This window comes from Tenacibaculum litoreum (genome assembly GCF_964513915.1).
Taxonomy (GTDB): Bacteria; Bacteroidota; Bacteroidia; order Flavobacteriales; family Flavobacteriaceae; genus Polaribacter; species Polaribacter litoreum.
Map to the genome: position 1 here is coordinate 506,766 of NZ_CAZEQS010000003.1, position 19,791 is coordinate 526,556.

At 30.8% G+C, this 19,791-nt stretch carries 20 protein-coding genes, 1 other RNA gene and 1 pseudogene; 13 read left to right on the forward strand and 9 right to left on the reverse strand.

All coding sequences use genetic code 11. From position 1 onward, the window contains the following. The first annotated feature begins 82 nt into the window (after nt 1-82). From ACKTTR_RS08405 to lptB, 4 genes and pseudogenes are all read left to right on the forward strand, one after another. Nucleotides 83-1,054, forward strand: a complete 972-nt coding sequence (locus tag ACKTTR_RS08405; RefSeq protein WP_408027417.1) for a KpsF/GutQ family sugar-phosphate isomerase — start codon at nt 83-85, stop codon at nt 1,052-1,054. 1 nt (nt 1,055) lies between these two features. Next, entirely contained in the window at nt 1,056-1,877 is an 822-nt protein-coding gene (tatC, locus tag ACKTTR_RS08410) for a twin-arginine translocase subunit TatC (RefSeq protein WP_408027418.1), read from the forward strand. Beyond that, nucleotides 1,852-2,199: a carboxymuconolactone decarboxylase family protein gene (locus ACKTTR_RS08415; RefSeq protein WP_408027419.1), complete on the forward strand. Its 348-nt coding sequence runs from the start codon at nt 1,852-1,854 to the stop codon at nt 2,197-2,199. Before tatC ends, ACKTTR_RS08415 begins: the two co-directional genes overlap by 26 nt. An 86-nt stretch (nt 2,200-2,285) precedes the next feature. Next, a pseudogene (gene lptB / locus ACKTTR_RS08420) lies at nt 2,286-3,020 on the forward strand (LPS export ABC transporter ATP-binding protein); the annotation flags it as partial. Nucleotides 3,021-3,559: 539 nt separating this feature from the next. On the opposite strand, the gene ACKTTR_RS08425 reads toward lptB, so the two are convergent. Then, on the reverse strand, nt 3,560-4,306 hold the full coding sequence (locus ACKTTR_RS08425; protein WP_408027996.1) for a CDP-alcohol phosphatidyltransferase family protein: 747 nt from the start codon (nt 4,304-4,306) through the stop codon (nt 3,560-3,562). 105 nt (nt 4,307-4,411) lie between these two features. Here ACKTTR_RS08425 and ACKTTR_RS08430 point away from each other — a divergent pair, with 105 nt between their 5' ends. Both ACKTTR_RS08430 and ACKTTR_RS08435 read left to right on the forward strand, forming a co-directional pair. Then, complete coding sequence (locus ACKTTR_RS08430) at nt 4,412-5,389, forward strand: YheT family hydrolase (protein ID WP_408027420.1); 978 nt, start codon at nt 4,412-4,414, stop codon at nt 5,387-5,389. 84 nt (nt 5,390-5,473) lie between these two features. Continuing rightward, on the forward strand, nt 5,474-6,661 hold the full coding sequence (locus ACKTTR_RS08435; RefSeq protein WP_408027421.1) for a lipoprotein N-acyltransferase Lnb domain-containing protein: 1,188 nt from the start codon (nt 5,474-5,476) through the stop codon (nt 6,659-6,661). Here the strand turns inward: ACKTTR_RS08435 and aroQ are convergent. From aroQ to ACKTTR_RS08450, 3 genes are all read right to left on the reverse strand, one after another. After that, nucleotides 6,638-7,054 (reverse strand): type II 3-dehydroquinate dehydratase, encoded by a 417-nt coding sequence (gene aroQ, locus ACKTTR_RS08440; RefSeq protein ID WP_408027422.1) that lies wholly within the window; start codon nt 7,052-7,054, stop codon nt 6,638-6,640. The two genes, ACKTTR_RS08435 and aroQ, sit on opposite strands and share 24 nt — an antisense overlap. Nucleotides 7,055-7,152: 98 nt before the next feature. Beyond that, a complete protein-coding gene (locus tag ACKTTR_RS08445; RefSeq protein WP_408027423.1) occupies nt 7,153-7,638 on the reverse strand; it encodes an outer membrane beta-barrel protein in 486 nt (161 codons plus the stop codon). 207 nt (nt 7,639-7,845) lie between these two features. After that, nucleotides 7,846-8,334 (reverse strand): outer membrane beta-barrel protein, encoded by a 489-nt coding sequence (locus ACKTTR_RS08450; protein WP_408027424.1) that lies wholly within the window; start codon nt 8,332-8,334, stop codon nt 7,846-7,848. A gap of 94 nt (nt 8,335-8,428) precedes the next feature. Here ACKTTR_RS08450 and ACKTTR_RS08455 point away from each other — a divergent pair, with 94 nt between their 5' ends. Then, nucleotides 8,429-9,352, forward strand: a complete 924-nt coding sequence (locus ACKTTR_RS08455; RefSeq protein ID WP_408027425.1) for a site-specific tyrosine recombinase — start codon at nt 8,429-8,431, stop codon at nt 9,350-9,352. A 20-nt stretch (nt 9,353-9,372) separates the two neighbouring features. On the opposite strand, the gene ffs is transcribed toward ACKTTR_RS08455, so the two are convergent. Further along, nucleotides 9,373-9,471: signal recognition particle sRNA small type (ffs, locus tag ACKTTR_RS08460), an RNA gene on the reverse strand. A 176-nt stretch (nt 9,472-9,647) separates the two neighbouring features. On the opposite strand from ffs, the gene ACKTTR_RS08465 reads away from it, so the two are divergent. From ACKTTR_RS08465 to ACKTTR_RS08480, 4 genes are all read left to right on the forward strand, one after another. Continuing rightward, nucleotides 9,648-10,169: a DUF4199 domain-containing protein gene (locus ACKTTR_RS08465; protein ID WP_408027426.1), complete on the forward strand. Its 522-nt coding sequence runs from the start codon at nt 9,648-9,650 to the stop codon at nt 10,167-10,169. A gap of 78 nt (nt 10,170-10,247) precedes the next feature. After that, complete coding sequence (locus ACKTTR_RS08470; protein ID WP_408027427.1) at nt 10,248-11,204, forward strand: glycosyltransferase family 2 protein; 957 nt, start codon at nt 10,248-10,250, stop codon at nt 11,202-11,204. A 33-nt stretch (nt 11,205-11,237) separates the two neighbouring features. Further along, nucleotides 11,238-12,947, forward strand: coding sequence for a phospho-sugar mutase (locus ACKTTR_RS08475; protein WP_408027428.1), 1,710 nt, complete (start codon nt 11,238-11,240; stop codon nt 12,945-12,947). Beyond that, entirely contained in the window at nt 12,947-14,773 is a 1,827-nt protein-coding gene (locus tag ACKTTR_RS08480) for an ABC transporter ATP-binding protein (RefSeq protein WP_408027429.1), read from the forward strand. Before ACKTTR_RS08475 ends, ACKTTR_RS08480 begins: the two co-directional genes overlap by 1 nt. Before the next feature lie 53 nt (nt 14,774-14,826). Here the strand turns inward: ACKTTR_RS08480 and ACKTTR_RS08485 are convergent, their stop codons facing one another. From ACKTTR_RS08485 to ACKTTR_RS08500, 4 genes are read right to left on the reverse strand one after another with little or no spacing between them, the layout of a single operon-like run. Next, nucleotides 14,827-16,251, reverse strand: coding sequence for a CCA tRNA nucleotidyltransferase (locus tag ACKTTR_RS08485; RefSeq protein WP_408027430.1), 1,425 nt, complete (start codon nt 16,249-16,251; stop codon nt 14,827-14,829). A gap of 5 nt (nt 16,252-16,256) precedes the next feature. Further along, a complete protein-coding gene (locus ACKTTR_RS08490) occupies nt 16,257-16,811 on the reverse strand; it encodes an L-threonylcarbamoyladenylate synthase (protein ID WP_408027431.1) in 555 nt (184 codons plus the stop codon). Then, nucleotides 16,801-17,820 carry a Stealth CR1 domain-containing protein gene (locus tag ACKTTR_RS08495; RefSeq protein WP_408027432.1) on the reverse strand — a complete coding sequence of 340 codons (1,020 nt, stop codon included), beginning with the start codon at nt 17,818-17,820 and terminating at the stop codon, nt 16,801-16,803. The genes ACKTTR_RS08490 and ACKTTR_RS08495 overlap by 11 nt, the downstream gene beginning before the upstream one ends. Then, nucleotides 17,786-18,601 carry a 2,3,4,5-tetrahydropyridine-2,6-dicarboxylate N-succinyltransferase gene (locus tag ACKTTR_RS08500; RefSeq protein WP_408027433.1) on the reverse strand — a complete coding sequence of 272 codons (816 nt, stop codon included), beginning with the start codon at nt 18,599-18,601 and terminating at the stop codon, nt 17,786-17,788. The genes ACKTTR_RS08495 and ACKTTR_RS08500 overlap by 35 nt, the downstream gene beginning before the upstream one ends. 120 nt (nt 18,602-18,721) lie before the next feature. Here ACKTTR_RS08500 and ruvX point away from each other — a divergent pair, with 120 nt between their 5' ends. Continuing rightward, nucleotides 18,722-19,132, forward strand: a complete 411-nt coding sequence (gene ruvX / locus ACKTTR_RS08505) for a Holliday junction resolvase RuvX (RefSeq protein WP_408027434.1) — start codon at nt 18,722-18,724, stop codon at nt 19,130-19,132. A 54-nt stretch (nt 19,133-19,186) separates the two neighbouring features. Further along, nucleotides 19,187-19,771, forward strand: a complete 585-nt coding sequence (gene def, locus ACKTTR_RS08510) for a peptide deformylase (RefSeq protein WP_408027435.1) — start codon at nt 19,187-19,189, stop codon at nt 19,769-19,771. The last annotated feature ends 20 nt before the right edge of the window (nt 19,772-19,791 follow it).

The following is a 19,791-nucleotide window of genomic DNA, read 5'->3' on the forward strand; positions in this document are numbered from 1 at the left end:
AACTTTCTTTTTATTAAAAAAGATTTTCTTCTCAAATATTCCTATTTTTACACTTTAAAAATATACTTAAAACTTTTTTAACTTGAAAGACGCAAACGCTATTCTCTCAACCGCAAAAGAAACTATCCTTTTAGAAAGTAATGCTATTGCTAATTTAGCAAATTTATTAAATAGCTCGTTCACGGACGCTGTTAATTTTATATTTAATTCTAAAGGGCGTGTTATTGTAACTGGTATTGGAAAAAGTGCCAATATTGCTACTAAAATGGTAGCAACTTTTAACTCAACAGGTACACCTGCTGTTTTTATGCACGCTGCCGATGCTATACATGGGGATTTAGGTAATGTACAGGATAACGATGTGGTGATTTGTATTTCTAAAAGCGGAAACACTCCTGAAATAAAAGTCTTAGTACCTTTAATTAAGAACTCTAACAACAAAATTATCGCTATAACAGGAAATCCTGATTCTTTCTTAGGAAAAAATGCTGATTTCCTTTTAAATTCTTTTGTAGATAAAGAAGCCTGTCCTAATAACTTAGCGCCTACAACTAGCACTACAGCTCAATTGGTTTTAGGAGATGCATTAGCTGTTTGTTTATTAGAATTAAGAGGTTTTACTAGTAGTGATTTTGCTAAATATCATCCTGGTGGTGCTTTAGGAAAACGTTTATATTTAAGAGTTTCAGACCTTGTTAAAAATAACGAATTACCTAAAGTAAAAAGTACTGATAAAGTTACTCAGGTAATTGTTGAAATCTCAGAAAAACGCTTAGGTGTTACTGCTGTTGTTGATGAAAATGATAAAATTACAGGAATTATCACTGACGGAGATATTCGTAGAATGCTAAGTAAAACAACTAAAATAGATGAGCTTACTGCTGCTGATATTATGAGCACTACACCAAAAACAATTGATGTAGATGCTATGGCTGTGGAAGCTTTAGACACTTTAGAAAACAACAATATCACTCAAATTCTAGTTACTAACGAAAACAACAATTATGTTGGTGTAGTACACTTACACGATTTGATTAAAGAAGGAATATTTTAAGATGGCAGAAAAGGAAATGTCTTTTTTAGACCATCTTGAAGAACTTAGATGGCACTTAGTAAGAAGTTTTACGGCAATCTTTATTATTGCAATTGTAATTTTTGCAAACATTAATTTTGTTTTTAATGAGATACTTTTAGCTCATTTAAAACCTGATTTTGCAACTTATCAATTCTTTTGTAAGGTCTTTTCTTCTATTGGAATTGACAGTAGTTTTTGTACAATAAATTTTAAACAAACACTACAAGCTTTAAATCCTACTCAGCAATTAATGACGGGGATTTGGTCTTCTCTAATCTTAGGGTTTGTAGTTGCCTTTCCTTATATTTTGTGGGAATTTTGGAGATTTATAGCTCCAGGTTTACACGAAAGTGAAAAGAAAAAATCAAAAGGGTTTATTTTTACTTCTTCTTTTCTATTCTTTTTAGGAATTTTATTTAGTTATTATGTTATTTTACCTATGTCTGTGTATTTCTTTTACAATTTTGAAATATCAGATGCTATACAAAACAACTTTAAATTAGAGGCTTACATTAGTCTTATTACTAATACATTATTGGGTGTAGCTATATTCTTTGAACTTCCTGTAGTTATTTTCTTCCTTTCAAAAATAGGGTTGATTACACCAGAATTTTTAAGAAAATATCGCAAGCATGCCTTAGTAATAGTATTGGTATTATCTGCAATTATTACACCACCAGATGTGGCTAGTCAAGTAATTGTATCGGTACCAATCATGATTTTATATGAAATGAGTATTTATGTTTCAAAATTTGTCATAAAACAACAACAAAAGAATGTCACAAAAAGTCCAAGAGTTTAACGACTACCGTGCTAAAATGAACGAAAAGATTTTAGCATCAGATAATAAAGTAATCAAACGTATTTTTAACCTAGACACCAATGCTTTTACTAAAGGGCATTTACCTGTTAAAACTAAAGAGTTATTAGGTTTAGTAGCTTCTGCAGTGCTACGCTGCGATGATTGTATTGCTTATCATTTAAAAACAGCTTACGAAAACGGTGTTACCAAAGAAGAAATGATGGAAACTATGAGTATTGCTACGTTAGTTGGCGGAACTATTGTTATCCCTCATTTAAGAAGAGCTGTAGAGTTTTGGGAAGCTTTGGAAAACGAAGCTTAATTTATGTATAAATTGATTTAAGAAGTTTTTAAGAAACAGTTTTGTTACTTTTATACCTTAAACAATTCCATTTTCAACAATAATAAATGAAGTTAAGAGCAGACAACATACAAAAGATATACGGTAGTAGAAAAGTAGTTAAAGGAATTTCTTTAGAAGTTGAACAAGGTGAAATTATTGGGTTACTTGGTCCTAACGGAGCTGGTAAAACTACCTCTTTCTATATGATTGTAGGCATGATTAAACCTAATGATGGTCATATTTTTTTAGATGATGAAGAAATTACTACCGATGCTATGTACAAACGTTCTCAAAAAGGAATTGGTTATTTAGCACAAGAAGCTTCAGTTTTTAGAAAACTTTCAGTAGAAGATAATATTATGTCGGTTCTTGAATTTACTGACAGAACTAAAGCTGAAAGAAAACAACGCTTAGAAGAACTAATTGATGAATTTAGTTTAGGACATGTACGCAAAAACCGTGGTGATTTATTATCCGGTGGTGAGCGTCGTAGAACAGAAATAGCACGTTGTTTAGCTTCTGATCCTAAATTCATTTTATTAGATGAACCTTTTGCAGGTGTAGACCCTATTGCGGTGGAAGATATTCAAGGAATTGTAGCACAGCTGAAAAATAAAAATATTGGTATCTTAATTACCGATCATGATGTACAAGCAACATTAGCAATTACTGATAGAACTTATTTAATGTATAATGGAGGAATTTTAAAAGAAGGAACTCCTGAAGAGCTTGCAGAAGACGAAACTGTTCGTAGAGTATATCTTGGAAAGGATTTTGAGCTTAAAAAGAAGAAATTTGATAATCAAGCTGTAACACAAAATCATTTTATAATTGAAAACGCAAAAGAAGAAGATATTTTCTCTTCTTTTTCTAAAGTCTATGATGATTATAATTTAAAAGAAGGGTTTAAATTATATAGAAAAAAAGGAAATGTTAATTCATTTCTTGTAGTACCCGCTGATAATATAAATTTTGTTGATTTCTGTAACCTTTCTATTGATATTAAAAACTTAAATGTTAAAGGAAACATCAAAGTATCTGACCATAGCTATAAAAAAATAGCTAATTATAATGATTGGTGTAACTTTGAAATAGACTCTGATAAAGTTATATTAACCAATAGAAACAACGAAAACTGGGATATTTATAAAAAAGGAGAGTTTTCAAAAAATAAACTTATGGATAAAGCCTTTGCTGAAGATAAGATATCCTTAGATAATTATCATTTCATAATAGATATTTACAATCCTCAAAAAAGCATCTAAAGTTAAGTCTATAATAAAAAAACACGTTGATTATCAACGTGTTTTTTTATACCTCATTTACTCCTTTTCAGGTTCTATTTTGAAGAAAGCTTTTTATCTGAGTTATTTACTATAGACAATACTACATAAGAAAGAATAATCATTGGAATTGCTACTATTTTTAGCGTCACAATTAATATAATTGATAAAGCTAAAAACACGTACTTAATCACATTATCTTTAAAATAAAAGTTTTTAAACTTTAAAGAGAATAATGGAATTTCAGCATTCATTAAATATGTAAATAATATTGTAATTAATATCAAAAAGTATTGATTTTCAATAAAACCTATTAAAAATGATTCTTTATCAAACTGAGCTATCAATGGTAATGAAATTACAAATAAACTCATAGCTGGTGTAGGTACACCTATAAAACTATCTGATTGACGCTCATCAATATTAAACTTTGCTAAACGATATCCAGCTCCCAATGTTAATAATAATCCTATGTATGGTAAGTTACTACCTGTTGCTCCGTACTCATCAACTCCAAAATATCCAACAGCATCTACGTCTAAAGCATTTACCAACATTTGCATCATTACAATCCCTGGTACTACCCCACTCGTTACCATATCTGCTAAACTATCTAACTGCTTTCCTAATTCACCTTGTACCTTTAACATACGAGCGGTAAATCCATCAAAAAAATCAAAAAGTATTCCTAGCATCACCAAGATTGCTGTAGCAAAAAAATCACCTTTTATAGCGAAAATGGTAGCAATAGTTCCACATAACAGGTTTCCTAAAGTTAATAAATTGGGAATATATTTTTTAATATTCATAGTACTCATAATTTACAGCTAAAATAAGAAATCATTCAATGGCTTTTACATTCTAGCTATTTTTTGTCATATTTGTTTAAAAAGCTATAACATAGTATTATGCCAATTATTTCAGATACATTTTCACCTAGTTTACCTTTTAAAAGTGCTCATTTCAACACTGTTTATCGACCTTTATTCATGAAAGACACTATTAAATATCATAGAAAAAGAATTACAACTTGGGATGCTGATTTTATTGATTTAGATTTTTCTTTAGTCGAATCTAAAACACTCGTGTTATTAATTCATGGACTAGAAGGGAGCTCTCAATCAAATTACATGATTACAACATCTAATCATTTAAACAATATTGGTTTCGATATAGTTTGTATGAATTTAAGAGGTTGTAGCGGAGAAGATAATTTACTTTTAGAAACTTACCATAGTGGAAAAACTGATGATGTTGAGTTTGTTATTAAGCATTTAAATAGTAATTATAATTACGAAAACATTATAATTATTGGTTTTAGCTTAGGAGGTAACCTAACACTGAAATTTTTAGGAGAATATAACAATATTCCTTCGGAAGTAAAAGGAGGAATAGCTGTATCTGTCCCTGTAGATTTAACTTCATCTCAAGCCGAATTAAACAAACTAAAAAACAAAATTTACCTAAATGAGTTTTTACGTACTATGAAGTTGAAACTGTTACAAAAAGCCGAAAAGTTTCCTGATTTTCAGCTCGACAAAGAACTTTTATTCAAAGCAAGTAAATTTCGACATTTAGAAAAACAATATACAGTTCCTGTTTTTGGATTTAAAAGCTCTGAGGATTATTGGAAAAAAGCAAGTGCAAAACCTTTTATTCCTGAAATAAAAGTCCCTACATTACTCATAAATGCTTTAGATGATAGTTTTTTATCAAAAGAATGTTACCCGATAAAAGAAGCAAAAAACATGAAAAACTTTTATTTATCCACACCAAATTATGGTGGACATGTTGGCTTTATATCTTCTTTTTCTAATACAGAAAACAAATGGTTAGAGCAACGTATTTCAAAATTTATTCATGAAACTCTTGGAATTAAATCTTAAACAATAACCTTAAAAATACCCAGTTATATTAATCGGATTTATGATATTTGTACCAAATACCAACAATAACTTTCTCAGATCCTTATGATGATAAAAAAACATGTGTTTCTTTTACTTTGTTTAGTAGTTATTAACCTAGGTTTTTCTCAAAGAGTTAATACTTTAGGTTTATCTAAATTTTCTCAAATCAGTATCATTACTTCTGGTCCTGGAGAGGCTTTATACGAGAAATTTGGACACACAGCTATCCGTGTGAAAGATCCTGTTTTACAATTAGATTTACTTTACAACTATGGTATTTTTGATTTTGACGACCCTAACTTTTATGTAAATTTCACCAAAGGTTATATGAAGTATAAATTGGCTCGTTATCCGTTTCATTTATCTTTAAAAAGTGCTCAACAAGACAAGCGTTGGGTTAAAGAGCAAATTTTAAATTTAACACAGCAACAAAGAAATGAGTTCTTTCAGTTTTTAGAAACAAATGCTCTACCTGAAAATGCAAGCTATTTTTACGACCCTTTTTTTGATAACTGCGCTACTAGACCGCGTGATATAATACAAAAAGTTACAAGTGATAATTTAGTTTTCAAGGATGATTTTGTTACTAAAAAACAATCTCTAAGACAATTAATGAACAAAGAAATCAATCCTAACACTTGGGGTAGTTTAGGAATTAATATTGCACTGGGAAGTAAATTAGATAAAATTGCAAAACCTTCAGAATATTTATATCTACCCGATTATGTTTTTGAAGCTTTAAAAGCGTCTAAGATAATTAAAAATGGAACAGAAGGAAATTTAGTACAAAACACTAATATATTACTCGATTTTAAAGAGAAAGAATCAAAAAGTGATGTGGTTAGTCCTTTTTTAGTAATTTTATTATTCTCCTTACTTGGGATATTTATTACTTATAAAGACATTAAAAACTCTAAAAGAACCAAATGGCTTGATTTTACTTTATTTTTCATCACAGGGGTTTTAGGTTTATTAATTGTTTTCTTATGGTTCTTCACCAATCACTCCACAGCTCCAAATAACTTTAACTTTTTATGGGCTTTTGCTCCAAATGTTATTATAGCCTTTATCTTATTAAAAAAAGAGCCACCTATTTGGGTTTGTAAATACTGCCTATTTCTATTATTTTTTTTAATAACTATACCAATTGTATGGCTCACTGAAATACAATTATACACCTATCCTATGATTCCATTGTTTATCTTACTATGGATTCGCTACTGGTATTTACAAAAAACTTTGAAGCGCTAGTTCGTACCCTTGCAAACCAAATCCGAAAATAACACCTTTAGCATTCGGAGCTATATAACTTAAATGGCGAAACTCTTCACGAGCATGTATATTAGAAATATGCACTTCAACAACAGGAGTATCAATACCTTTTACCGCATCGCCGATACCAACAGAAGTATGTGTATAAGCTGCTGCATTTAGAATAATACCATTATAATCAAAACCGACTTCATGTAGTTTATCTATTATTTCTCCTTCAATATTAGATTGATAATACTCTAACTGAATATTTACATATTTATTTTTTAACTCTTTCAAATAGTCTTCAAAAGTGCTTACCCCATAAATAGTTGGTTCACGTTTTCCCAATAAATTCAAGTTAGGTCCGTTGATTATGATTATTTTTTTCATTCTTAATATTTTCTAAAGTAAAAATACTCTTTTTAACTTTTAAGCATAAAAAAAGGAAGCAAAATTGCTTCCTTTTTTACTTATTGTAAAGTTTCTTATTATAAAGAAAAAGAATAAGTTCCTCCAATTCCAATTGTAGCAGGAGTAAAATTACCGTAATCAGTATCTAATACAACACTTGTATAATCTACGTGTAAGTTAATTTTTTCAGTTACTTGGTAACCAACGATTGGTCTGAAGTAAAAACCACTTTCAGTATTTCCTGAAGGTCTTACACCAATACCATAACCTAAATCAGCTCCAACTGAAAATTTATCAGCAAAACTATATCGACCTGCTACAGATACTGGAATAAAAGCAGCATCAGCTCCCTCCTGTTGGAAGTGTAAATAAGATACAGATGGTCCTACTTTAAAGTTCTCAGCAATATCAAATAAATAGTTAGCTTCAATTGCTCCTGTTACATTAGCTTCATCAGCATCACCTACAGGTAATCCAATAGTTCCACCAACGTTTAATTGTCCTTCTTGTGCATTAACAGCTAAACCGAAAGCCATCATAGCAACTACTAAAAATTTTTTCATAATTTTTGTTTTATAAGTTTTATTTTGAGCCGGCAAAGATACACTTAAATAAGGTTTTAACATCTCATTTTTTTAATAAAAAAGAGGTTAAAATAGGTTCTCTTACTTAAAGCGCTAAAAACAAAAAGGTTAGCAAAAAAGATATTCTTTTAGCATAAAAAAAGGGAGTATAATTACCCCCTTTTTTATTTTATTGAAACTATTAAACTATAGTCCAAATACAACACCTAATCCAAAATTAGCCATTGTACCACCTTCAACACTAACTCCTGAATATGAAGCTTGAATAGAAGTATTATCTGAAACACTATAACCTACTAATGGTCTGTAATGAAATCCACCATCATTTGCATCAGGGCTTATACCTACTGCGTAACCTAGATCTAAACCTACTATGAATTTTTCAGAAGCGTTAAAACGTGCTGCTGCCGCGATAGGTAAAAAAGAAGCATCTTCAATATCAAAACCTGCTATATCACCACCAAAATAATGAGAGTAAGAAACTGAAGGTCCTAATTGAAAATTATCTGAAACACTAAATAAATAATTAGCTTCCAAACCTATTGCAAAATCGTAACCAGTATCAGCATCTGCTGCAGGTAAACCAATGCTAGCTCCTAAATTAAATTTTCCTTCTTGTGCATTAGCAGTTAAACCTACTGCTACCATAGCAATTACTAATAATAATTTTTTCATAATTTTTAAATTTATAATTATAAGTTTGTCCAACAAAAGTAACTTTATTTTTATTTTTATCAATACCTTTTTCTAAAAAATACTCTTTTGACAAATGAACTGGAAACAAGCTATATCTGATTATACTAACTTTTTAAAAATCGAAAGAGGACTTTCAAAAAACTCTATTGATAGTTATCAAAGGGATATAAAAAAATTAACTTTTTTTGTAAGCTCTTTAGAAACTAACCCTTCCCCTATTCACATTACCCAAGAAACAATACAACAATTTATTTACGAAGTAAGTAAAAAAATTAATGCTCGTAGTCAAGCTAGGTTAATTTCAGGCTTACGTAGTTTTTTTGATTTTTTGGTATTTGAAGATTATCGAAAAGACAACCCTACTGATTTAGTAGAAAGCCCTAATATTATTAAAAAGTTACCAGACACTTTAGAAAAAGAAGATATTGATAAACTAATTGATGCAATTGATTTAAGTCACCCTCAAGGAGAACGTAACAAAACTATCATTGAAACCATATATAGTTGTGGTCTTCGTGTTAGTGAATTAATCAACCTACAACTTTCAGATTTATTTTTTGATGATGGTTATATACGTATACTTGGAAAGGGGAATAAATATCGTTTCGTTCCTATACATATTACTACAATTCATAGACTTACCTTTTACATTAATGAAATCAGGTCTCAAATTACTCCAAAAAAAGAAGATGAAGATACTGTTTTCTTAAATAGAAGAGGAAAACGTTTAACTAGACAAATGATTTTTATTATTCTAAAAGAGTTGGCTCAAAAAATCAGTCTTAAAAAAAGTATTGGTCCGCATACACTACGACATTCTTTTGCCACCTATTTACTAAAAAATGGAGCAGATTTACGTATCATTCAACAACTATTAGGACATGAAAGTATTACTACAACTGAAATTTATGTGCATTTAGATAATAGTTTTCTTAAAAAAGTAGTTGAAGATTATCACCCTAGAAGTGATAAAAATAAAAAGGAAGAGAAAAAATAAACGAAACTTTTGAGCATAAAAAAAGGCAAGCTACCTACATCACACCGCTACGACCTAATACCCTTGCTGCGTTCCCGCCCTGGGGGATTCAAAGGGAGCTGGTTGTGTAGGACTTGCCGATGCAAATTTACAACCATTTTTTCGTAAAAAACAACAAAATTTCAATAAAAAAACTGTAACATTTCTAAGTTTTTGAATACTAATAGTTTGTTGTTTATATTTTTTGCTTTTGCCAGTATTAAATAAACGTAACATTAAAAAAGAATATATTTGTATCACTAACTAAATTCACACAATGGAAAATCAAACAAACAGTAAAAACATTATTTTAAACTACGGATTATATCTAGGTATTATTGGGGTTTTTATTCATTTAGCATTTTATGCAACAGGTACCTTAATTAAATTTGGATGGTTAAGTGGAGTCATTAGCTTTATAGCAATGGTTGCTATCATCGTTTTAGGAATCAAAAAATTTAAAACTGATAATGGTGGATTTTTAACTTTTGGTCAAGCTTTAAAAGTAGGAGTTGGTATTGCTGTTATTAGTGCCGTAATTACTACTATTTATACATTACTATTTACTAATGTTATTGAACCAGATTTTCAAAACCAAATGATGGAAGTACAAAAACAAGCATGGTTAGATTCAGGCATGAGCGATGAACAAATTGAAGCTTCAGAAGCCATGGCTGAAAAATTTAGTAGCCCTGTAATAACTATTCCGGTCTCTATAGTTGTTTCAGCCTTCTTCGGATTTATTATTTCTGCTATCGGAGGAGCTATCATGAAAAAAACAGAAGAAGAACAATATTAAAACATAGTTTAAACAAGTTTAAGTTTTACATAAAAGTAATACTTCGTAACTTTACCCTTTAAACATTGAACAAAATATATGGATATATCGGTTGTAATACCACTTCTTAATGAAGAAGAGTCTTTACACGAGTTACACGATTGGATTGCAAAAGTTATGCAATCCAATCGATTTTTATATGAACTTATTTTTATTGATGACGGTAGTACCGACACTTCTTGGAGTGTTATTGAAGAATTATCTGTAAAAAACAAGTCAGTAAAAGGTATTCGATTTCAAAAAAATTACGGAAAATCTCAAGCTTTAGACGCAGGTTTTGGTTTAGCACAAGGAAGTGTAGTTATTACCATGGATGCCGATTTACAAGACAGTCCTGATGAAATTCCTGAACTGTACCGTTTAATCACCGAAGATAATTTCGATTTAATTTCTGGATGGAAAAAGAAGCGTTACGACAATGTTGTGACAAAAAATATTCCCTCAAAATTATTTAATTGGGCAGCACGTAAAACATCAGGATTAAAATTGCATGATTTTAACTGCGGACTAAAAGCCTATAAAAAAGAAGTAGTGAAAGCAGTAAAAGTAAGTGGTGAAATGCATCGTTACATACCTGTTTTAGCTAAAAATGAAGGTTTTAACCGTATTGATGAAAAAGTAGTACAACACCAAGCTCGTAAATATGGTGTTACCAAATTTGGCATGGATCGTTTTGTCAACGGTTTTTTAGACTTAATTACTATTTCTTTTTTATCTAAGTTTGGAAAACGTCCTATGCACTTCTTCGGTTTATGGGGGACTTTAATGTTTATTTTTGGTTTTTTGTCTGCTTTTTTTATTGGAGTGATGAAAATATATCACCTTACTGTGGGAGTAAAAGCAATATTAGTTACAAACAACCCTTGGTTTTATATCGCTTTAACCTCTATGATATTAGGTACTCTTTTATTTTTAGCTGGTTTCTTAGGTGAGCTTATAATTAAGAGTAACCCCCAGCAAAAACATTATAAAATTAGAGAACAACTGAATTTTTAAACTCGTACCTTTGTGCTTTTTTTAATTTGATACATGGAAGAGATTTTAAACAATGCTAAACAATGGCTTTCTGACACATTTGACTCAGAAACGCAACAAGAAATTCAGCAATTAATAAATACTAATGCTGACGATTTAGCCGATCGTTTTTATAAAAACCTAGAATTCGGAACTGGTGGAATGCGCGGAATTGTTGGTGCTGGAACCAACAGAATTAATAAATATACTTTAGGGAAAGCTACCCAAGGACTAAGCAATTACTTACACAAAACATATCCTGATAAAGCATTAAAAGTGGCTATCGGTTACGATTGTCGTCACGACAGTGAGTGGTTGGCTAAAGTAGTTGCTAATGTCTTATCTGCTAACAATATTCAAGTATTTTTGTTTGAAGATATGCGTCCCACTCCAGAATTGTCTTTCGCTGTAAATTACTTAGGGTGCGAGGCTGGAATTGTTTTAACAGCTTCTCATAACCCACCAGAATACAATGGGTATAAAGTATATTGGAATGATGGAGGACAAATTGTCCCTCCACATGATACAGAAATCATTAACGAAGTAAATTCATTAGATTTTTCTGAAATCAGTTTCAATGCAAAAGAAGAATTGATAACTTCTATCGGAAGCGAAATTGACGAAGCTTTTTGGAAAGCTTCTTTAGCTAACGGAACTTTTGATATCAAAGGACGTGAAGATTTAAAAATTGTATTTACTTCCTTACACGGAACTTCTATCAAGTTAATTCCTGAAGTTTTAAAACGCGCTGGGTATACACAGGTTCACATTGTTGAAGAACAAGCTACACCTGATGGTGATTTCTCTACAGTTGAATCTCCAAACCCTGAAGAACCAGCAGCTCTTGAAATGGCGGTTGACTTAGCTAATAAAATTGATGCTGATATTGTATTAGGAACTGACCCTGATTCGGATAGAATTGGAATAGCCGTTAGAGATTTGGATGGAAACATGACCTTGTTAAACGGAAATCAAACTATGAGCATGATGACCGATTTTTTAATCAACGATTGGAAAAAACAAGGAAAATTAAATGGAAAACAATTTGTAGGATCTACGATAGTTTCTACTAATTTGGTCAATGAAATCGCCAATTCTTATGGAGTTGAAACCAAAGTTGGTTTAACAGGTTTCAAATGGATAGCAAAAATGATTAAAGACCACCCAGAACTTGATTTTATTGGGGGTGGTGAAGAGAGTTTTGGCTATATGGTAGGTGATTTTGTGCGTGATAAAGATGCGGTTACCTCTGCCCTACTTGCTTGTGAAATCGCAGCTGATGCAAAAGCCAATAATAGTTCTTTTTATAAAGAATTATTGAACTTATATACACGTCATCATTTATACAAAGAACATCTAATTTCTTTGGTAAAAAAAGGAATGGATGGCGCGCAACAAATCAAACAAATGATGATTGATTTACGCAGTAACCCACTAACAGAAATTGATGGAACCAAAGTTGAATATTTATACGATTATCAATCTTCAATTAGAAAAAATGTACTAACTGGTGAAGAGACTACCCTTGATATCCCTAAATCAAACGTATTAATATACAAAACTGAAGATGGAACTAAAATTGCCGCTAGACCTAGTGGTACTGAACCCAAAATTAAATTTTACTTTAGTGTTAAGAGTAAATTATATGACATATCAAATGCTAAAGAAGTAGAAAAAGAGCTTGACACTAAAATTCAACGTATTATTAAAGAATTAAACCTATAATGGACTATTTTAAAAAGATTATTAGATATGCTATCCCATACAAAAAGTATGGATACTTGAATATCTTATTTAATGTCTTATATGCCTTTTTTTCTACACTTTCTTTTTTGGTTTTAATGCCAATGTTAGAAGTTATATTTAAACCAACAGCTCCTAAAGTAACAACTGAACCTACATTTAAAGGAATTGCTGATACTATAAATTATTTTAAAGAGTTTATTTCTTATCATATTACAAATATAGCTGGAGATGATAAATCAAAAGCTTTAATGGTCGTTGTTGGCTTGGTTATTATAACTTTCTTCTTTAAGAATATCTTTAATTACTTAGCTATGTACTTTATTACATTTTTAAGGAATGGTGTTTTAAAAGATATTAGAAATGATTTGTACAAAAAGACTATAGAGTTACCTATTTCTTATTTTTCAGAAAAAAGAAAAGGTGATACTATGGCTCGTATTGGTACTGATGTTTTAGAAATTCAACATTCTTTTTTATCAATACTACTAATGATTGTTAGAGAACCTTTAACAATTATATTTACCATAGTTGCTATGGTTTTAATTAGTGTTAAACTAACCATCTTTGTTTTTATTTTTATTCCTATATCTGGTTATATAATCTCTTTAATAGGTAAAAGTTTAAAAAGAAAATCTGATAGTGTTCAAAAAGAACAAGGGTATTTTTTATCACTGTTAGAAGAAACTTTAGGAGGTTTGAAAGTAATTAAAGGTTTTACTGCCGAAAATGAATTTCAAAGAAAATTTGAAGCTTCTACCGATCGATTTTATCATTTTTCAAATACGTTAGTTAATCGCACTAACTTATCGAGTCCTGCTAGTGAATTTTTAGGTATAGGAGTTATAGCTGTGTTACTTTGGTATGGTGGTCAATTAGTTATAACAGATGGTTCTTTAGACGGTGAGGATTTTATCGCTTATATGGGATTAGCATATAATATTTTAACTCCCGCAAAAGCCATATCAAAAGCTAGTTACAGTGTTAAAAAAGGAAATGCTGCTGCTGAACGTGTTTTAGAGATTCTAGAAACTGAAAACCCTTTAAAAGATGCTCCAAATGCTATTGATAAGAAAACTTTTGATACTGAAATTTCAGTGGAGAATATCTCTTTTAAATACGAAGATAATTATGTTTTAAAAGATTTTTCTTTAACTATTCCTAAAGGAAAAATGGTTGCTTTGGTTGGACAATCTGGAAGTGGAAAATCTACTATTGCTAATTTATTAACTCGCTTTTATGATGTTAATAAAGGAACAATCAAAATAGATGGAACAGATATAACAAATATTAAAAAACGTTCACTACGTCAACTGGAAGGCTTAGTTACTCAAGATTCTATTTTGTTTAATGACACTGTAAAGAACAATATCACATTAGGTATTGAAGGTAAGAGTGATGATGAAATTATTGAAGCCGCAAAAATTGCCAACGCACACGAGTTCATAAAAGATTTACCTAATGGTTATGACACGAATATTGGTGATAGCGGAAATAAACTTTCAGGCGGTCAAAAACAACGTTTAAGTATTGCCCGTGCAGTACTTAAAAACCCACCAATTATGATTTTAGACGAAGCTACATCAGCTTTAGATACAGAATCAGAAAAGTTAGTACAAGATGCATTGGAAAAAATGATGCAGCATAGAACCTCTGTAGTTATTGCGCACCGTTTGTCTACTATTCAAAAAGCGGATATGATTATTGTTATGCAAAAAGGAAAAATTGTTGAGCAAGGAACTCATGAAGAACTCATATCTAAAAGTGGAACTTATAAAAAGCTTGTAGAAATGCAATCTTTAGGATAATAAATAAAAAAGAGAAGCATTAGCTTCTCTTTTTTTATACTTATCTTTCTTTATTATTGATTCAATTTTAATCCTAATTGTGCTCCCTTTTCTAACATAAACTGATATGAAGCATCGTGCTCATTTGGGATTTTACCATCTAAGATTGCTTCTTTTATAGCTTCTTTTATCTGACCAATCTCCCTACATGGTTGCAAATTAAAAGTTTTCATGATTTCCTCTCCTGTAATTGGTGGTTGGAAATTACGAACTCTGTCACGCTCTTCTACCTCTTTAATTTTTTCACGTACTATTTCAAAGTTTTTATGATAACGTTTAAATTTCTTAGGGTTCTTGGTCGTTATATCTGCTTCACATAATGTCATTAAGGACTCTACATCATCTCCTGCATCAAAAATTAATCGACGAACAGCAGAATCAGTCACTTCACTTGCTAAAACTATCGGACGAGAGCTTAACATCACCATCTTTTGAACAAACTTCATTTTGTTATTTAATGGCATTTTTAAGCGCTTAAACAGTTTATGCACCATCTTCGATCCCACAAACTCATGAGAATGGAACGTCCATCCTATTTTTTTGTGGTAACGTTTTGTTGGCGCCTTACCTATATCGTGTAATAGTGCTGCCCAACGAAGCCAAACATCATCAGTATTTACAGCAATATTATCTACTACTTCTAACGTATGGTAAAAATTGTCTTTATGCTTTTGTCCTTCTACTTCTTCTACTCCTTTTAAAGCGATTAATTCTGGTAGAATTCTTTCTAGCAATCCTGTTTTTTCTAATAATAAAAAACCTATAGAAGGTACTTCAGATTCTAAAATCTTATTCAGCTCAACTACAATACGCTCGCGAGTAATAATATCTATTCTAGAAGCATTTTTTGTAATTGCATTTAGCGAGTGTTCTTCTATTTCGAAATTTAATTGAGTAGCAAATCGAATAGCACGCATCATACGTAACGGATCGTCAGAATAAGTAATATCTGGATCTAATGGTGTTCTAATTATTTTAGCTTCCAAATCAACCATTCCTCCAAAAGGATCTAGCAATAGTCCGAAATCATCTTCATTCAAACTTAATGCTAAAGCATTAATCGTAAAATCTCTCCTATTTTGATCGTCTTCTAAGGTTCCTTCAGAAACTTTAGGATTTCTACTTTCTTGTGAATATGATTCTTTTCTAGCCCCAACAAACTCTATTTCAACATCTTGAAAACGCAACATGGCTGTTCCATAAGTCTTAAATACTTGAACCTTTGGCTTATTGGGTAGTAATTCAGCTACTTTTTGTGCTAAATCTATTCCACTTCCTACCGCAACCACATCAACATCTTTGGCTGTACCACGTTGTAAGATAAAGTCACGCACAAAGCCACCAATTACATAACTCTCTAGTTGTAATTCTTTAGCGGCTTGGGATATATATCGAAATATTTCTGCAGAAATTGCTTCCTTAAAATATTGTTTTTGCATACAAATTATTCTCTAATCACAATAACATCATCACCTTCAATTTTTAAAATCGTTGAAGACTTTTCTGATATTTTTTCTTGATGCAAATCTACCACATAATCTACATTCTTTAAAATTGCTTTGCTTATTTCTGAAAATGATTTTGGTGTAGGCTCTCCACTTACGTTTGCAGAAGTAGAAACAATAGGTTTTCCAAATTCTTTAATTAGCTGAGTACAAAACTCATTCTTTGGAATACGAATAGCAATTGTATTGTCGGGTGCAATTGTATTAGATGCTAACCCTTTTGGATTATTATAAATAATAGTAGTAGGTTTTATTGATGTCTCTAAAATTTCTAAAGCTTTTTCTGGGATATCTCCTACATGGTTTTGCAACATTTCAATAGAGTCTACTAAAATAATTAAGCTTTTAGACTCTTCTCTATTCTTTATTTTATAGATTTTTTTTACAGCTTCTTCATTTGTAGCATCACAACCTAATCCCCAAACTGTATCAGTTGGATATAGAATTGTTTGCCCTTTCAATAAAGCTTTAATTGATTCTTTGTTAATATTCACTGAAGCTAGAATTAAACTTTTGATTAAGCCAATTTATTATTAAGTCAAACATTGATTTAGGAGCTGTTTCCAAGCTTTGTAAGCACATAAATAACTTTTTTTTATTTCTTTTTGCGCTCCATAATTTCTTTTTTACCTTAAACCATCTATAAGATTGTATATATATCAATGCTAGATCTTTTTTTAAGAAACTAGTATTATTCTTTATCTCTATATGATTTATGAAACCTTGGGGAACGTATTGATCTATATGCCTAAATTTATGTTTAATATTTAATAATAATATATCCTTATTTTCTGAAAATATTTTTTCAAAAGTAGATTTTCTTAATGGGTATGGTGTATGGTGAAAATTATAGTTTTTATTAAAACCTGCTAACTTTGCCCCTTTTTCTTTTGCTTTCTTATGAGTTACTCTATTAGCCTTTTCTTTTGTGGTAAAAATTCTTTTATAAAATATATTTTCATTAAACTTTATCCATCCACCTCTTAAGACTGGGAAACCATCAATAAAAAAATCTGAAGGTTTTGTCTCATTTATTAAAAACATATCATCATTAAAATACACAAAATGTTCAGAAAGTTTTGGAATCCTATACAACATTGTTTCAATAGTTTGAGAATTAAACGTTGGTAAATACTCTTCGTATCCTTTAAAAATAACCGTATGATCTACCAACTCCAAATTAACTCCTTGATCTTTAGCTTTTTGTTTCAATTTTAAAAAATTATGTGGTTGCTGATTATCAGTAACCACATAAATATTTTTTATAAATACAGCAAACTTAAGTATCGATAAAATACTTATTTCGATCTCATTAATAGAGTTATAACGAGTAGATTCTTTCTTATTACTCCAATCTATCTTTTTATCTAAATATTGATTAATTTTATTTCTCCATACTTCGTCTGAGCTATCAACCCAAGTAATTACTGCATCTATCTGCATATCAAAATCAAAATTTCTTAATTCTTTATACCGCCACATCATACTCTCTAAGAGCATCATTCAACGAAGTTTTCTTATTCGTACTTTCTTTACGTTTACCAATGATTAAAGCACAAGGAACTTGATATTCACCTGCAGCAAACTTTTTAGTATAACTTCCTGGAATTACTACCGAACGTGCAGGAACAACTCCTTTCATTTCAACTGGTTCATCACCTGTTACATCAATGATTTTAGTACTCATTGTTAATACTACATTCGCTCCTAAAACCGCTTCTTTCTCTACTCTAACTCCTTCAACAACAATACAACGAGAACCTATAAAAGCGCCATCTTCAATAATTACCGGTGCTGCTTGTAAAGGCTCTAACACTCCACCGATCCCTACTCCTCCAGACAAGTGAACATTTTTACCAATTTGAGCACAAGAGCCTACAGTTGCCCAAGTATCAACCATCGTTCCTTCATCAACATACGCTCCAATATTTACATAACTAGGCATTAAAATAGTTCCTGCTGAAATATAAGCTCCGTGGCGTGCTACTGCATTAGGAACCACACGAATTCCTTTCGCTTCATAACCTCTTTTTAATGGAATTTTATCGTGATATTCAAAAATACCAGCCTCTAAAGTTTCCATTTTTTGAATTGGAAAATACAACACTACTGCTTTCTTTACCCACTCATTTACCTGCCATCCAGTGTCAGTTGGCTCAGCAACACGTAAATCTCCTGCATCTAATAAATCTACTACTTTTCTAATAGCATTAATTGTAGTTTCTTCTTTTAACAAATCGCGGTTATTCCACGCTTTTTCTATAATTGATTGTAATTCTGTCATTTTTAATAATATTTTTCAGCAAAAATAAAGTTGCTTTCAAGAATATACCGCGAAGATACATTTTTTAAACAGATATTTCTCCCTTGTTTAATTTAGCTACCTTTGCAAAAAACTTTTTTAATGGGCAGAATATTAGCCATAGATTTTGGAAAAAAAAGAACAGGAATTGCTGTAACTGATGAACTTCAAATTATTGCTTCAGGATTAACAACTGTTGATACCTCTGAACTTATTCCATTTTTAAAAGACTACACGCAAAAAGAAAATGTTGAACTCTTTTTAGTAGGGAAACCGAAGCAAATGGATAATTCTGATAGTGAAAGTGAAGTTCTTATTCTTCCTTTTCTTGAAAAACTTGAAAAAGCTATTCCTTCTATACCTATAAAACGTGTAGATGAGCGTTTTACCTCTAAAATGGCTTTTCAAACAATGATTGATAGCGGTTTAAAGAAAAAACAACGTCAAAACAAAGCTTTGGTAGACGAAATCAGTGCTACAATCATCCTACAGTCGTATTTATACAATAAATAATTTTCTACCAAAAGCATTCTTTGTATTTTTGCATTCCTTAAAATTAAAAAGTAAATGATTTTACCCATTGTAGCATACGGAGATCCCGTTTTACGTAAAGTAGGAAAAGAAATCGATAAAGATTATCCGCAGTTAGAAAAACTAATTGCCGATATGAGAGAAACAATGTACAATGCTAACGGACTTGGTTTAGCGGCTCCTCAAATAGGAAAAGACATTCGTTTGTTTATTATTGATGCTTCTCCTTTTGCTGAAGACGAAGATTTAAGTGAAGAAGAGAAGAATTTCTTTAAAGACTTTAATCGTGTTTTTATCAATGCAAAAATCGTTAAAGAAGAAGGCGATGAATGGGCTTTTAATGAAGGATGTTTAAGCATTCCTACCATTAATGAAGATGTTTTTCGTCAAGAAACAGTTACTATTGAGTATCAGGACGAAAACTTTGAAAAACACACAGAAACGTTAAGCGGATTGCCAGCACGTGTTTTTCAACATGAATACGATCATATTGAAGGAATTTTATTCACAGACAAACTTTCTTCATTAAAGAAACGATTAATTAAAAAGAAATTAGACAATATTTCTAAAGGGAAAGTAAACGCTGGATATCGCATGCGTTTTCCTAATGCTAAAAGATAATAGTTATACACTAAAAAAAC